This window comes from Caulobacter sp. Root1455 (assembly GCF_001426905.1).
Lineage (GTDB): Bacteria > Pseudomonadota > Alphaproteobacteria > Caulobacterales > Caulobacteraceae > Caulobacter.
The window spans coordinates 25113-39739 of record NZ_LMFQ01000020.1 but is presented as its reverse complement, the minus strand read 5'-3'; the positions used below and the strand labels follow the sequence as shown (position 1 = coordinate 39739).

7 protein-coding genes are annotated in these 14627 nt (G+C 68.2%); all 7 read right to left on the bottom strand.

The genetic code is table 11. The annotated features are described in order from the left end of the window. Positions 1-21 precede the first annotated feature (21 nt). The 7 genes from ASD21_RS09610 to ASD21_RS09585 all read right to left on the bottom strand — a co-directional run bounded on the left by ASD21_RS09610 (position 22) and on the right by ASD21_RS09585 (position 14625). Positions 22-1350 carry an MFS transporter gene (locus ASD21_RS09610; protein WP_056440057.1) on the bottom strand — a complete coding sequence of 443 codons (1329 nt, stop codon included), beginning with the start codon at positions 1348-1350 and terminating at the stop codon, positions 22-24. 82 nt (positions 1351-1432) lie between these two features. After that, the gene (locus tag ASD21_RS09605) at positions 1433-6271 is read right to left on the bottom strand and encodes an NAD-glutamate dehydrogenase (protein WP_056440055.1); all 4839 of its coding nucleotides are present in this window, start codon (positions 6269-6271) and stop codon (positions 1433-1435) included. A 270-nt stretch (positions 6272-6541) separates the two neighbouring features. Further along, positions 6542-7687 (bottom strand): AI-2E family transporter, encoded by a 1146-nt coding sequence (locus ASD21_RS09600; RefSeq protein ID WP_056440053.1) that lies wholly within the window; start codon positions 7685-7687, stop codon positions 6542-6544. Between the two features lie 211 nt (positions 7688-7898). After that, positions 7899-10262 carry a sensor domain-containing diguanylate cyclase gene (locus ASD21_RS09595; protein ID WP_235524878.1) on the bottom strand — a complete coding sequence of 788 codons (2364 nt, stop codon included), beginning with the start codon at positions 10260-10262 and terminating at the stop codon, positions 7899-7901. Between the two features lie 134 nt (positions 10263-10396). Continuing rightward, positions 10397-11020 (bottom strand): hypothetical protein, encoded by a 624-nt coding sequence (locus ASD21_RS23900; RefSeq protein WP_156398336.1) that lies wholly within the window; start codon positions 11018-11020, stop codon positions 10397-10399. Further along, entirely contained in the window at positions 11013-12413 is a 1401-nt protein-coding gene (locus ASD21_RS09590) for an O-antigen ligase family protein (protein ID WP_082554706.1), read from the bottom strand. The genes ASD21_RS23900 and ASD21_RS09590 overlap by 8 nt, the downstream gene beginning before the upstream one ends. After that, positions 12403-14625, bottom strand: a complete 2223-nt coding sequence (locus tag ASD21_RS09585) for a GumC family protein (protein ID WP_056440049.1) — start codon at positions 14623-14625, stop codon at positions 12403-12405. The genes ASD21_RS09590 and ASD21_RS09585 overlap by 11 nt, the downstream gene beginning before the upstream one ends. Positions 14626-14627: the final 2 nt, after the last annotated feature.

Below are 14627 nucleotides of genomic sequence, written 5' to 3'. Positions count from 1 at the left end.
GGCGCGACCGACAACCCTGGGTTAGGCGGCGGCTTCGGGTTCCGGTCCCTGGCGCGGCACGCGGGCCAGGATGACGGCGCCGGTGGCCAGGAACAGGGCCGAGACGGCGACGGCGATGCGCTGGTCGCCGACCCACCGTGTGCCCACCGCGATAACCAGCGGGGCCATGAAGGCCGTGGCCTTGCCCGACAGGGCGTAGAGCCCGAACCACCGTCCGCTCTCGCCGGCCGGGGCCAGTTGCGCCATCCAGGCGCGCAGGGACGCCTGGGCCGGCCCGAAGGTCAGGCCGACGAACAGCGAAAAGCCCAGGAACACCCGCTCGGGCAGGCTGGTGAACAGGCCGCCGCCGGCCACCGGCGGGGCGACCTTGAGCACGAAGGCCAGGCTGTCGCGGCCGACCAGCCCGACCCCGAACGCCCCGAACAGCACCACGCCGGCGGCGATCAGCACCGTGGTTTTCGAGCCCAGCTTCTGATCGACCCGGCCGCCGATGAACGTGCCGATCCCGGCGGCGATCGACAGGGCGATGGCGTAGAGGCCCAGCTGGGTGGTGGTCCAGCCGAACATCCCGGCCGCCAGCACGCCGCCGAACGCGATGAAGCTGGAGATGCCGTCGCCGAGCAGCATCCGGCCGATCAGGAAACGCAGCATCCACGGCCTGCGCCGCAGCGAACGGATCGTGGTCCACAGCTCGGCCAGCGGCTTCTGGCCGGCGATCTTGGGCGGCTGGGGCGCCATCATCATCAGCGGCCAGGAGAACGCCAGGAACCACACGGCCACCAGCGGCCCGACGATGCGGTCAGGCTCGTGCAGCGCCTTGGACAGCCCCAGCATCGGAACCGTGGGCAGGGAGAAGCACAGCAGCACGACGAACAGGCTGATCAGCGCCCCGACATAGGCCAGGGCCCAGGCCGAGCCCGACAGCCGTCCGACCTGGCCCGGCTTGGCCACCAGGGGCAGCAGGGCGTTCATCACCGAACCGCTGAGCTCGGCCGAAACCCCGGCCACCACCAGGCAGATCAGGATCGGCAGGATGCGGCTGGCGTCGCCTGGCGTCGCGAACCACAGGGCGCCGCTGGCCAGGACGAACGGGATCGCCAAGCCCACCAGCCAGATGCGGGGGTTCCGGCGCGCATCGACGCTGGCTCCGACCAGCGGGCTGAACACCGCGATCAGCAGGCCCGAGACCGCGCCGGCGTAGCCCAGCAGGCTCTGCCCGCGCGCCGGGTCGCCGACGAAGCCGGCCGCGAAATAGGGGGTGAAGATGAAGGTGGCGATCAACGCCCAATAGGGCTGCTGGGCCCACTCGTAGAGCGCCCACGCGGCCCGCTGCCGGTCACCCTTGTTCATCTGTCGTCCCCCAACTGGAGCCGCTTATACGCGAAGCTTCTCCGGCGGGGGACACGCACATGTGCGTGCCCCCGATCGGGGTCTAGGACGCGCTCGCCAGACCCCGCAGGGCCGCGTTGGCGATGGTCAGCTTGGCGAAGGTCCAGCCGCCGCCGGCCTGCTCGATGGTCTCGACCGTGCGCTTGGCGGCGCGGACGGCCTCGTGGCGCAGAGCGCCCCAGGAGCTGACCGCCGCCTTGGCCGAGGCCTCGTCGTCGCCGGCCTGGGCGTTGGCGGCGAACTTCAGCACCACCTGGGTGATCGCGGTCTGCTCGCTGAGCATGTCCTCGATCAGGCGTCGCACGGCCAGGCGCTCGAAGGCGTCGCCGCCGACGAACGAACCGGCCGCCGAGCGCAGGCGGTCGAAGCCGAAGGCCGCGCCCACCTGGTGGTAGAGGCGGGCCACGTTCTCGACCGACCAGCTGGAGGCGTTGCCCAGATCGACCAGGTCGGCCGCCGTGGTCACCGGCTGCAGGGCCGCCACCGCCAGGGCCAGGGCCTCGGGCGCGCCGTCGGCGACATAGGCCTTGGCTCGCTTGGCCGCGGCCTTCTGCTCGAACGGCGAGAGGATCGCGGTCCCCAGGGCCGACAGCGCCTTGACCGAAGGCCCGTAGGTCTCGACCAGCTGCTTGACGGTCGACTTGTCCCTGAACGCCCGGCGGGCCAGCCAGAAGGTCAGGCTGCGCTGGGCGTAGGCCAGGGCCTTGTACAGCGCCAGCTGGCCGCTGGCGGAGGCCTTGCCGTCCAGGGCCGAGACCTGGTCCCACAGGGCGTCGACGCCGAGGATCTCGCGGGCGGCGGCGAAGGCGATGACCAGGGCCGTGGTGTCGCAACCGGCGGCCGCCCGCAGACGGCTGGGGAAGGTCGGGCCGCACATGTTGATCATCTGGTTGTCGAGAACCGTGGCGATGATCTCGCGCTTCAGCCGGTGCTGCTGCATGGCGTCGCCATACTGGCCCAGGGCAGGCGGGAAGTAGCCCTTCAGCGTCGCCTCGAACCACGGATCGTCGGGCGCCTGGGAGGCGACGATGTCCTCGGACAGGTCGAGCTTGCCATAGGCCAGCAGCACGGCCAGTTCCGGCCGGGTCAGGCCCTTGCCGGCCTGGGCGCGGTCGGCCAGAGCCGCGGCCTCGGGGAGGCCCTCGACCTTGCGGTCCAGGCGTCCCTTGGCCTCCAGGGCGGCCATGAACTGGGCGTGGGATTCGACCTCGGACACCGCGTCGCTTTCCATCAGCGACAGGGCCAGGGTCTGGTCGTAGTTGTCGGCCAGCACGTGGCTGGCCACGTCGTCGGTCATGGTCGGCAGCAGCCGGTTTCGGGCCTCGCGATCCAGCTTGCCGCCGCGCTCCAGGATCCCGGTCAGGATCTTGATGTTGACCTCGTGGTCGGAGCTGTCGACCCCGGCCGAGTTGTCGATCGCGTCGGTGTTGATGTGGCCGCCTGCTTGCGCGAACTCGATGCGACCCGCCTGGGTCAGGCCCAGGTTCGCGCCCTCGCCCACGACCTTGACCCGCAGGTCGGCGCCGTTGACGCGGATGGCGTCGTTGGCCTTGTCGCCGGCGTCGGCGTGGCTTTCGGTCCTGGCCTTCACATAGCCGCCGATGCCGCCGAAATAGAGCAGCTCGGCCCGCGCCTTGAGGATGGCGGTCAAGAGCTCGCTGGGGGCGACGCTCTCGGCCTTGAGGTCCAGCATCGCCCGCACCTCCGGCGACAGCGGGATCTGCTTCAGCGTCCGCGGGAAGACGCCGCCGCCCTTGGAGATCAGGCTCTTGTCGTAGTCGTCCCAGGACGAGCGCGGCAGCTTGAACATCCGGTCGCGCTCGGCCCACGAGGTCGCCGGATCGGGATCGGGGTCTAGGAAGATATGGCGATGGTCGAACGCGGCCAGCAGCCTGGTCTGCTTGGACAGCAGCATGCCGTTGCCGAACACGTCGCCGCTCATGTCGCCGACGCCGACCACGGTGAAGGGCTCGGTCTGGATATCCTTGCCCAGTTCGCGGAAGTGGCGCTTGACCGCTTCCCACGCCCCGCGGGCGGTGATGCCCATGACCTTGTGGTCGTAGCCGACCGAACCGCCGGACGCGAAGGCGTCGCCCAGCCAGAAGCCGTAGTCCTCGGCCACGCCGTTGGCGATGTCGGAGAAGGTGGCCGTGCCCTTGTCGGCGGCGACGACCAGATAAGGATCCTCGCCATCATGTATGACCAGACCGGCCGGCGGCACGATCTTGTTGTCGGCGTCGATGTTGTCGGTGATGTCCAGCAGGCCCGACAGGAAGGTCTTGTAGGCGCGGATCGCCTCGGCCTGGATGGCGTCGCGGTCGCCGCCGCGCGGCAGGTTCTTCGGGTAGAAGCCGCCCTTGGAGCCGACGGGCACGATGACCGCGTTCTTGACCTGCTGGGCCTTCACCAAGCCCAGCACCTCGGTGCGGAAGTCGTCGCGGCGGTCGCTCCAGCGCAGGCCGCCACGGGCGACCGGGCCAAAGCGCAGGTGAACCCCCTCGATGTGCGGGGCCGAGACATAGATCTCGCGATAGGGCTTGGGGGCCGGCAGGTCCTCCAGCTCGCGCGAGGCGATCTTGTAGCTGATATAGGGCTTGGGCTCGCCGTCGGGCCCGACCTGGAAGAAGTTGGTCCGCTGGATGGCGCCGATCAGGGCGGCGATGCGGCGCAGGACGCGGTCGGCGTCCAGGCTCTCGACCGCCTGCAGCGCCTCGACGATGTCGGCCTCGACGGCCTTGGCCCGCTCCTCGCGGGCGGACAGGTCGGCGTGCACGGCCGGGTCGAACTTGATGCGGAACAGGTCGAGGATCAGCCGGGTGACGCCGGGATTGTCCGACAAGGCCTGTTCCTGCACGCCCTGGCTGGGATCCAGGCCCGTCTGCTGGCGGTAGCGGGCCAGGGCGCGGACCAGGGCCGCCTCGCGCCAGCCGACGCCGAGTTCGAGCACCAGGCGGTTGAAGCCGTCGCTCTCGGCGCGGCCGGTCCAGATGGCGACGAAGGCGGCCTCGAAGGCGGTCTTGACGTCGCCGAACGACAGATGCTCGCCGCGCTCGTCGCGCAGGGTGAACTCGTGAACCCAGACCTTGCCGTGGGTTCCAGCCGCCGGCGTCAGCTTGAAGCCGTCCTCGATCAGGGCCTTCAGGCCCATGTGCTCCAGGATCGGCAGCACGTCGGCCAGGGGCGCGGCGGCGCCGGGGCGATAGAGCTTGAACCGGAACGTCAGCTTGTCGTCGTCGGCGTGGCGGAAGGCGCGGACCCGCACCGGCTCGTCGGCGGCCAGGTCGTCGACCACGGCGAGGTCGGCCAGGGCCTCGGCGGCGTCGTACTGGTCGCGATAGCCGGGCGGGAAGGCGCCCTGCCAGCGGGCCAGGGTCTCGGCGACCCGGCCGGGCGCCCCGCCGTCACGGACGGCGGCCTCGAAGCGGTCTTCCCAGGTCCGGGCGGTCTCGGCGACGGCGGCTTCCAGCGCGGTCAGGTCCGGATCGCCGTGGTGGCCGGGCGTCACGCCCAGCACGTAGTGCACACGGGCCAGGGGGGCGTCGGAGAAGCTGGGATAGTAGGCGCTGACCCGGCCTTGATAGGCGTCGGCCAGGATCTTGCCGGCCCGCTCGCGCACGCCGCTGTCATAGCGCTCGCGCGGCACGAACATCAGCACCGAAATGAAGCGGTCGAAAGGGTCGCGGCGGGCGAACAGCCGCACGCGCGGCCGGTCGTAGAGGTGCAGAACCCCCATGGCCATCGTCCGCAGTTCATCCTCGGAAACCTGGAACAGCTCGTCACGCGGCCAGGTCTCGAGGATGTTCCTCAGCCGTTTGCCGTTGTGGCTGTCGGGATCCTTGCCAGTCTCCTTGAGGATGTGCTCGACCTTGCGCCGGATCACCGGCATCTCGTGAGCGGGCGTCTCGTAGGCCTCGGCGGTGAACAGGCCGACAAACCGCACCTCGCCGGAGGGCTTGCCGTCGGCGCCGTACCGCCGCACCCCGACATAGTCCATGTAGCCGCGGCGATGGACCTTGGACCGCAGGTTCGACTTGGCCACCACCAGCGGCGCGCCCAACAGCAGGTGGTCGCGGACCTGGCGCGACAGGATCGCCGGCTCGCTGCCCCGGCGCAGGACCGTCAGGGTCTGGTCGCGCAGCACGCCCAGGCTGCCCTCGGGCTGGTACAGCGGCTCCTCGGCCGCGTAGCCGCCGTCCGGCGTGCGGGGATATTCGTAGACCCGGGCCCCCAGGAACACGAAGCGGTCGCCCTCCAGCCAGTCGAGGAAGGCCAGACCTTCCTCGCGCTCGCCTTCCGGGATCGGGGCCTTCGAGGCGCGTAGCTCCTCGATGGTGCGGCGGATCAAGGCCTTCATGGCGTGGAAGTCGTCGACGGCCAGCTGAACGTCGGCCAGAGCGTCGCGGACGGCGTCGACCAGGGCCGTCTCGCGGTCTTCGCCCACGGGGGCCAGGTAGACCTGGATCATCGAGCGCCGGCCCGCCGGGGTGTCGATCACCGGGTGGAACATGGCGCGGACCGAGAAGCCCGCCTCGGCGATGGCGCCCATGATGCTGTCGACCAGGAACGGACGGTCGGGCTGGACGATCTCCAGCAGGTCGCTCTTCAGGTCGGTCCCGTCGGCGCGGACGGCCGGCCGGACACGGATCGAGAGCGGCTCGCCGGAAGCGCCTTCGCCGAAGCGCCAGAAGTCGACCAGGGCGTGGGCGATGTCGCCGGGAGCAAAGCCCGGCAGTTCCTCGGCCGACCAGTCTTCCTGGACCTGGGCGGCGAACTGGGCCTGCGGCGCGCTCAGCGCCCCCTGCCCCAGGGCCGCGCCGAAGGCCGAAATCAAACCGTCCGGTTGAGCGGCGGTCGCCTTGGGGTCAAGTTTTGCACCGACCATGGGATTTCCTCGCGAATTTTTGGCGACAACCTAGCCCTTTCAGGCTCAGTTTCAACCGTAGTCGGGGAAAAGCGCAGAATATCTTACCAAGACAATCGTCCCGGACGCCGGACACGGAAGCGCCGCCGGTTGGGGGGAACCGGCGGCGCGGGCCCGCCGGGGGGCGACGGGCGATTCCGCATCGGACGCTCCAGAAAATCGGTCTGCGTCGCGCGGGGGTCGGCATGGGGGGCTGCCGACAGGATTTAGATAGGAAGGCCATTTGGGATTTTAAGTCCCCTTGACCGACTTCTGTTGCGAAGGCGGCGAAGATCCGGCCTTTTTGTCCGGCGGGGCCTCGTCGGAGGCCCCCGGCGCCTTGCGATCCAGGCCCGCGCCGCTGGGATCGCCGTCTTCCGACAGCAGGATGGCGATCCAGCGCGTGCCGTCGAACTGAGCCAGGACCAGCATCGCCGCCACGGTCAGCGGCGTGGACAGGAACATGCCGGTGACGCCCCACAGGGCGCCCCAGACAGCCAGGGACAGCAGGACGACGGTCGGGTCCATGTTCAGGCTGTCGCTCTGCATGCGCGGCAACACCACGTTGCCGACCACGAAGAAGATCAGCTCCAGGGCGCCGAACAGGATCAGGGCCGGCCAGAAGCTGTCGGGGAACTGCACCAGGGCGAACAGCGGCGGCAGGATGCAGCCGACCGCCCCGCCCAGGATCGGGATATAGGCGGCGACGAAGATCAGGAAGGCCCAGAACAGGGCGTTGTCCAGGCGCAGCAGCATCATCACCACCCAGGCGGCGGCGGCGATCATCAGACCGGTGACGGTCTGGATCCACAGGTACTGCTCCACGCCGTTGCGGATGCGCTGGAACAGCTGCACCGCGCCCTCGCGCTCGGCATGATGCGGATAGAGCGCGACGATCTTGCGGCCGAACCCCCGTCGCGAAGCGATGATGAAGCCGAGATAGATCAACACCAGTATGGCGTTGGAGGCGAAGTTCTGCAGGCTTTGGGCGGCCGCCCCGGCGTATTTGGCGGGATCGAGCTGGTCGATCAGCTCGCCGATCGTCGGCGCCACCTTGATCCCGACCAGCGAGGCGATCTTGGCGATCACCTCGTTCAGGCGGGGGGCATAGTCGCGCATCTGTCCGACGAAGCTGGCGCCGTTCGCGGTCACCACCCAGACCGAGGCCGCGAACAGGGCGATGGACAGGACGATGGCGGCCGGCAACGCCAGGCCCCTGGGGAATTTCGGCAGCCGCTGGACCAGGACGCGGGCGAAGCTGTCGATCATCACGGCCAGGAAGACCGCCATGGCCAGGGGCGTGAGGATGCCGCGCATCCAGTACAGGGCGGCGGCGCCGGCGACCACCGCCAGGAACACCAGGGCGTTGCGGCCGGTGATCGACGGGGAGATGGTCATCGGCGGAATTCCTTTCTCGAGCGCCCATACAACGGCAGGCGCCACATTGCGCGAGCCGATCGGCGAGGCGCAAGGCCGGGGCTAGGCTTAAGTCCTCAATCTGAAGGACGTTGCGTATGAGCCTGGCGATTGGCCAAGGCGCACGATCGTCAACCGGGCCGGACGCCCGATCATGCGCGTCCAGACGGGCGGCCGTCGCGGCGACGGGCCTCTAGGCGGCCTTGCGGCGGCGCGGCTTCTTGACGGCCGGCTTGTAGGCCGAGGTCGCGCTGGCCAGGGTCCAGGCCGACAGGGCGTCGACGGGCGACGGGCGGCCGATCGCATAGCCCTGCAGTTCGGCGCAGTTCTCGCCGCGCAGGAAATCGATCTGCTCCTGGGTCTCGACGCCCTCGGCCACGCACGGGATCTCGAGGCTGCGGCCCAGGCCCAGCACGGCGCGGACGATCACCGTCGCGCGGTCGTGGCGGTGGATGTTCTCGACGAAGCTCTTGTCGATCTTGATCTTGTCGAACGGGAACGACTGCAGGGTCGACAGCGACGAGAAGCCGGTGCCGAAGTCGTCCATGGCGATCCGCACGCCCAGGGCCTTCAGCCGGCGCAGGTTGTCGAGCGCCCGCTGATAGTCCTTGAACAGCGCGCTCTCGGTGATCTCCAGCTCCAGCCGCTTGGGCGACAGGCCGGTGGCGACCAGCACCTCGTGCACCAGGGTCGGAAGATTGGGCTGGTTCAGCTGCAGCGGCGACAGGTTGACCGCGATGCGCAGCGGACGCTCCCAGGTGACCGCGTCGGCGCACGCGCGGCGCAGGACCCATTCGCCCAACTGGGCGATCAGGCCATTCTCCTCGGCGACCGGGATGAACTCCAGCGGCGGGATCATGCCGCGCACCGGATGGTTCCAGCGCACCAGGGCCTCGAACCCGCAGACCTCGCCGTCGGACGCCTTGGCCAGCGGCTGGTAGTAGACGATCAGCTCCTCGTCGGCGATCGCCTGGCGCAGTTCGCGGGCCATGGTCCGGCGTTCGCGGATCGACTCGTCCATCTCGCGCTTGAAGAAGCGATAGGCGCCGCGGCCGCTTTCCTTGGCGCGGTAGAGCGCCATGTCGGCGTTGGCCAGCAGGGCCTCGGCCGTGCGGCCGTCGTCGGGGTACAGCGACACGCCCAGGCTGGCGCCCATGGCCAGGTCCTGGCCCTCGTGCACCGCCGACGCCGCCAGGGTTTCCAGCAGCCGACCGGCCAGCTCGGCCGCGGCGGCCGGCTGGTCGCCGGCCGCGACCTGGACGACAATGAACTCGTCGCCGCCGAGACGCGCGGCGAAGGACGGCGCGGTCAGGCAGTCCTGCAATCGGCGCGCGGTCTCGACCAGCAGGGCGTCGCCCACCAGGTGGCCGTGCAGATCGTTGGCTTCCTTGAAATGGTCCAGGTCGATGCAGATCAGGGACAGGCTCTCGCCCGAGGCTTCGACGCGGTCCAGGGCCGCGGCCAGGCGGACCTGCAGCGAGTTGCGGTTGGGCAGGCCGGTCAGGCCGTCGTGCTCGGCGAGGTAGCGGATCTTCTCCTCGGCCGAGCGGCGCTCGCGCAGGTCGCGGACGGCCAGGACGGTGAGGCCCGAGGTCTCCTGCCGCGCGCCGTCGTCCATCAGGCGCGAGAACACCTCGACGGGAATCGTCCGGCCGCCGTCGGCGGGTTGCAGAACGCCTTCGCGCCGCACGCCCTCGCGGGTCGGGGCGTCGGTGTCGAAGGTCAGCAGATTGGACAGCGGCGTGCGCAGCAGGCCGTCCAGTTCGACGCCGGCCAGTTCGCAGAACGCGGCGTTGGCGTCGTTGATCAGCCCGTCCTGGACCACGACGATGCCCTCGTAGGCGGCGTTGGCCAGGCGGCGGATGCGGTCGAGGGCCGAGCGGCTGGTCGAGGACTCGATGGCCACCGCGCCCAGGCCGCCCAGGATGATCATGCCGGTGATCGAGGTCACGGCCAGGGTCAGGATCGCGCCCGACAGCATCTGGTCGGGGACGTTGATCGCGGGATCGGGAACGATGGTGATCGCGGCCATGCCGATGAAATGCAGGGCGCAGACCCCCAGCGTGAGGACGACGCCGCCGCCCAGCTGCTTGAGCAGGCTGCGCGCGCGTCCGGCCAGTTGCAGGGCGCTCGCCGCGCCGATGACGCCGGCCAGCACGGAGGCGGCGATCGTCGCCTGCTCCCACTGCACGAAGCCCTGGGTCACGAAGGCGGACATGCCCGTGTAGTGCATGGCGGCCACGCCCATGCCGAGGATCAGGCCGCCGGCGAAGTCGTTGGTGCGCGAGCGCTGGGCCGAGGCCACGGCGAAGCCGCCGGCCATGAACAGCACCGAGATCATCAGCGACAGCAGGGTGCCCGACGGGCTGTAGCCGGTCTTGAGGCCGGGGCTGTAGGCGACCATGGCGATGAAGTGGGTGGCCCACACGCCCGATCCGGAGACCAGGCCGGTCAGCAGCAGCCACGCGGCCCGAACCACGCCCCTGGCCCCGCGCATGCGGGAATAGAGCCGGAACGCCGTGAAGCACGCGGCGAAGCAGATCAGGCCGGCGACCATGACCAAACGCAGGTCATGTTCCGTCGTCAGGCAGGTCAAAACCTTCAGCACGCGCAGATCCCCCAGGGAATTCGTCCTATGAATACCGGGGAAGATGCAAAAAAAGCGTTTCGCTGATCCGGAGCGTCTAGGGCCTAGTTCACCCGCTTCAGAAGCTGCCGTTGCCGATAGCGCTCGGCTTCCTCGCGGCGGAGGTCGACGATCTTCGCCTGCAGCACCGCCAGTCCAGCGGGATTCCTGACCTTCGACGGCAAGGAACTGTAACTTAGTCGCCGACGCCCGGTCAGCCAATTGACCCGCAGGTCGTCAAGCACCGCGTCTTGAAGGTCTTTAGGCAGGCTTGGCCAGGTTTCGAAGGCCATGCCCATTCGCCAGGCCAGGGAATCGTAAGGCGCGACGTCGTAGGAACGCTGAAGGTAGCGAACGCCGTCAGACCCCAGGGAACCCTTTTGCGCCACCTCGATGAAGGCCAGCCTGAGCCAGGCATAGTGGTTGGCGGGCGACAGCTTCAACTGCCGCCAGCTCAAGGCCTTGGCCGGTTCCAGATCGGCGGTGGGATCGGTCTCGAGCGCCTTGACCACCGCGTGCGCCTTGCCGCCATAGACGCTGCCCAGCGGTATCCAGTCCGGCGCTTCGCGCCCGAACCGTTCCGCGAACTGAAGCTCCCAGAGCGTGACGCCGGCGACCCCCACGGTGGCGAGGGCCAGGGCCGAGGTCAGTCCGCGCATAATCCCGCCCATGCGGCGCGCCTTAGACATTTTCGCCTCGCGGCGCATTGGCCAGTCCGAAACCCAGGCCGAGCAGACAAGCCCAGGTCGCGGCGATGGACGGCACCTGAAGCGCGTAGTCGGTCGCGCCATGAACCAGGATGACGGCGCTCGCAGCGACCAGGGCACGCATCCACATGGTCATCCGCCGGCGCCTAAGGGTGCCCAGAGCCGTGGAAAACAGAATCCAGCCGATGCAGGCGAACATCGGAAGGGCCGCGGTGAGGCCGCCCTCCTCGAGCCATTGGATGTACACGTTGTGCAGAGCGCGCACGTAGGAAAGGTCCTCGTAGTTCGCCGAGGTCGCGATGAGTCGATTGACCGCATAGAAGTTACCCAGGCCGTAGCCCGACCACGGCGAGGCGCGGAACGCCGTCCAGTGGCTTTCGAAGAGCTCGCGGCGAACCTGCGCGTCGTGGCTCAGGTCGGACAACCTGCTGACCAGCAGATTGGCGGAAAAGCCCAGCGCGACGATCACGATCAGCGATCCGCCCGCGATCAGCAGAAACCGCATCGACGGCCTGCGCCACGGCTGGGAGAACACCTCCCAGACCGCGAAGATGATCAGCCCGGCGGCGGTAGCGGCGAGGCCGGCTCTCGAGGCCGTCAGCACGACGCCGACCAAGATCACGGCCAGAGCGATAATCGTCGGTCCCGCGGCGCTGGCGATCCGGTCCAGGCGCCAGCCCTGCTTCGCCGAATCCCGGATGCGCTCGACCAGGAGGGCCGCCATCAACACGCCAACGTATCCCAGGAGCGTGGCCGCGCTATTCGCGCTCAAGAACGACGCGGTCAAGCGGTCGCGGTGGAAGATCTTGGCGACGCCCATCACCGTGCGGGGATCGGCGAGATGGGCGACGAACGCCCAACAGGCGTAGGCCGCGGCGGCGACCAGGAAGAAATGCAGAAAGCGACGGCCGCGCTCGGGCTGCTGGCCGATGAGGGCGCCGAGGCAGAAGATGCATGCCAGACCGCCCAGCTTGATCAGCTCGATGATCACCGCGGATTTGTCCAGCACCGCCGCGGGAGCGGCCGACGGCACGAAGTCCCAGATCGGATTTCGACCGCCGATCGCAAACGGCGTCATCGCCAGGATCGCCGCCGCCAGGACGGCGCCGAACAGCACGGCGGGCGTGATGAGACCCCTCCACCTCTCGGCGGCAGCCCGGCCCCAAGAGGTCAGGTGCCTGGCGACGAGAAAACCGACGCCATAGAGCAGGGTGAACTCCAACGCCGTGTCGGTCCGGTTCGCCCCGAAGGCGAAATGACCGGCCAGCAGCGTCAGGACCAGGACGGCAAGACTGATGTCCGGTTGCTCGCGCCGCGTATCCGGCACACCAGCTTTGCGCGGCGAAAGAGTCCGCGCTTCCGCGTCAGCCGCCATAATACTTCTGGTAGGAGCGATAATAGTAGCCGGGATCGCCGTAGCCGTAGCGCGACTGGGCCTTCATATCGACCTGGGTCAGGGCCACGCCGCTGACATAGGCCGAAGGCGACAGCAGGCGCAGCGTCGACTCGATGGCCTTCAGCGGCGTCTTGCGCCAGCGAGCCAGGACGACGACGACGTCGGCGAGCGACGCCAGGACCCGCGTGTCGGCGATCGGCAGAACCGGCGCCGAGTCGATCAGCACGATGTCGAATTCCGCGCGCAGAGTCTTGATCAGGTTCTGCATGGCGGCCGAGCCGAACACGTCCTTGGGCGTGTAGGCGCCCTTGGCCAGCGGCAGCACCACCGCCCCCGACAGCTTATCGTGAACCAGGGCCTGGGCCAGGGTCGCCGTGCCGTTCAGGACCTCCAGGAGGCCGACGTCGGCCTCGAAGCCCAGCATGCGGTTGACCGAGCGCTGGCGAAGGTCGCAGTCGAGCAGGACGACCCTGGATCCCATGCTGGCCATCGTTCGCGCCAGGCAGATGGACGAGGTCGTCTTGCCTTCGCCCGGCAAGGACGAGGTGATCAAAATGACCCGAACGGCCTGGCCGACCTTGGAGAACAGGACCGAAGCCCGCAGGTTTCGGAAAGCCTCGGTGAAACTCGAAAGCGGCTTTTCGATCACATAGTCGACAGCCTTGATCTTCGAGTTCTGGTCGCGCTCGATCATCGTGTGCAGCGAAGGGATGGATCCCAGCGCCGGCAGACCCAGACGATCCTGAATTTCTTCCGCCGTACCAAGCCCGCTGGAGAGAAGCTCGGCCACGACGGCGGCGGCAATGCCGGCGCCCATGGCCAGAATGAGGCCCGCGGCGAAATTAATCAGCACCTTCGGCGAGCTTTGCTTGGTCGGAATGCGGGCGCGGGACGTCACGCGGGCGTCGGTCTGTTCCAAACCTTGCTGAGCGCTGGTTTCCTTGAAGCGATTGAGCAGAGATTCATAGAGCAGGCGAACGGAGTCAGCGTTCCGCTGCAGTTCGTTCAGCTTGACCGAGTCTCGATTATTGCTGGCTAAATTGCCACGCGACTGGCCGACGCTGGCGGCGACCGATGCGGTTCGTTGACGCGCCACCTCGGCCTGGGCCGACAGGTTGGAGATGATCCGGCTGATCTCCTGTTTGATCTGGGCGTCGATATCCGCAAGCTGGCGCTGCGCCTTCAGCATTTCGGGGTGACGATCGCCGTAGCGGCCCTGCAGGTCGGCCACTTTCTGGGTGACGTCGGCGCGTTGGCGGCGCAGTTGCTGCACGACCGGGGAGGTCAGCGCTTCGCCGACGTCCTCACCGGTGCTGCCTTGTGCCAGCTGACGCCGGGCGGTGTTCAAACGGGCGTCTGCCTCCGCCTGCTCGGCGCGCGTAGTCGCCAACTGCTGATCGAGATTGGAGATCTCCTGTTCAACCAGGGTCGCCCCTTGGGAGCTCATCAGATTGTTGGCGATCTTGTACTGGCCGACGGCCGTTTCGGCCTGTTCGACCTGCACACGCAAATCGGCTAGGCGACCATTGAGCCACTCATTGGCCTGCTGGGTCGCGTCGAACTTCGCGTCCAGCTGCGACAGCAGATACTGATCAGCGAACGCATTGGCGATCTGCGCGGACTTGGCTGAATCCTTGGACGTGAACGAGACGTCGATGAGGTAGGTCAAGCCGACGCGCTTGACAGTCAGACCCTTGATTACCGAGTCTACGACCTTCTCGTGCTTTCGCTGGGCGATTTCGCTGTTGTTGGCGTCGATGCTGGCCTTCGGCGCCAGAGACTTCGCGAAGGCCTTAAGACCATCGAGCAAGCCCGGCTTGGTGTCGGCGTCCGGATTGAATTCGGGGTCTTGATCAAGCTTGAGCTTGGCGACCACCTTCTCGGCGACGGATCGCGACTGGATGACCTGGGCTTCCGTGTCGACGGCTTGAGTGCTGGCCGGAAGCTGCGACACCACCGACTGCATCTCGGCGACGGCTTCCTTGCGAGGATCCAGCAGGACCTCCGCTGTAGCCGTGTACTTCGGAGTCATTTGCGCGGTGACTAACACCACCAGGAGGAAGACGGCCGCCGCGACGCCAATCATCAGGCGAAGCCGACGCTTGAAGGCCGCGATCAGGCGGTTCACATCCAGGGATGCGGAGCCTCCCACATCCTGTTGACCAAACGTGTCGTCGACCTGAGCGTCCATAA

Bases quoted from the DNA above. Each gene is read 5' to 3' on its own strand.
- ASD21_RS09610 (WP_056440057.1), bottom strand. From the start codon at position 1,350: ATGAACAAGGGTGACCGGCAGCGGGCCGCGTGGGCGCTCTACGAGTGG.
- ASD21_RS09605 (WP_056440055.1), bottom strand. From the start codon at position 6,271: ATGGTCGGTGCAAAACTTGACCCCAAGGCGACCGCCGCTCAACCGGAC.
- ASD21_RS09600 (WP_056440053.1), bottom strand. From the start codon at position 7,687: ATGACCATCTCCCCGTCGATCACCGGCCGCAACGCCCTGGTGTTCCTG.
- ASD21_RS09595 (WP_235524878.1), bottom strand. From the start codon at position 10,262: ATGGTCGCCGGCCTGATCTGCTTCGCCGCGTGCTTCACGGCGTTCCGG.
- ASD21_RS23900 (WP_156398336.1), bottom strand. From the start codon at position 11,020: ATGTCTAAGGCGCGCCGCATGGGCGGGATTATGCGCGGACTGACCTCG.
- ASD21_RS09590 (WP_082554706.1), bottom strand. From the start codon at position 12,413: ATGGCGGCTGACGCGGAAGCGCGGACTCTTTCGCCGCGCAAAGCTGGT.
- ASD21_RS09585 (WP_056440049.1), bottom strand. From the start codon at position 14,625: ATGGACGCTCAGGTCGACGACACGTTTGGTCAACAGGATGTGGGAGGC.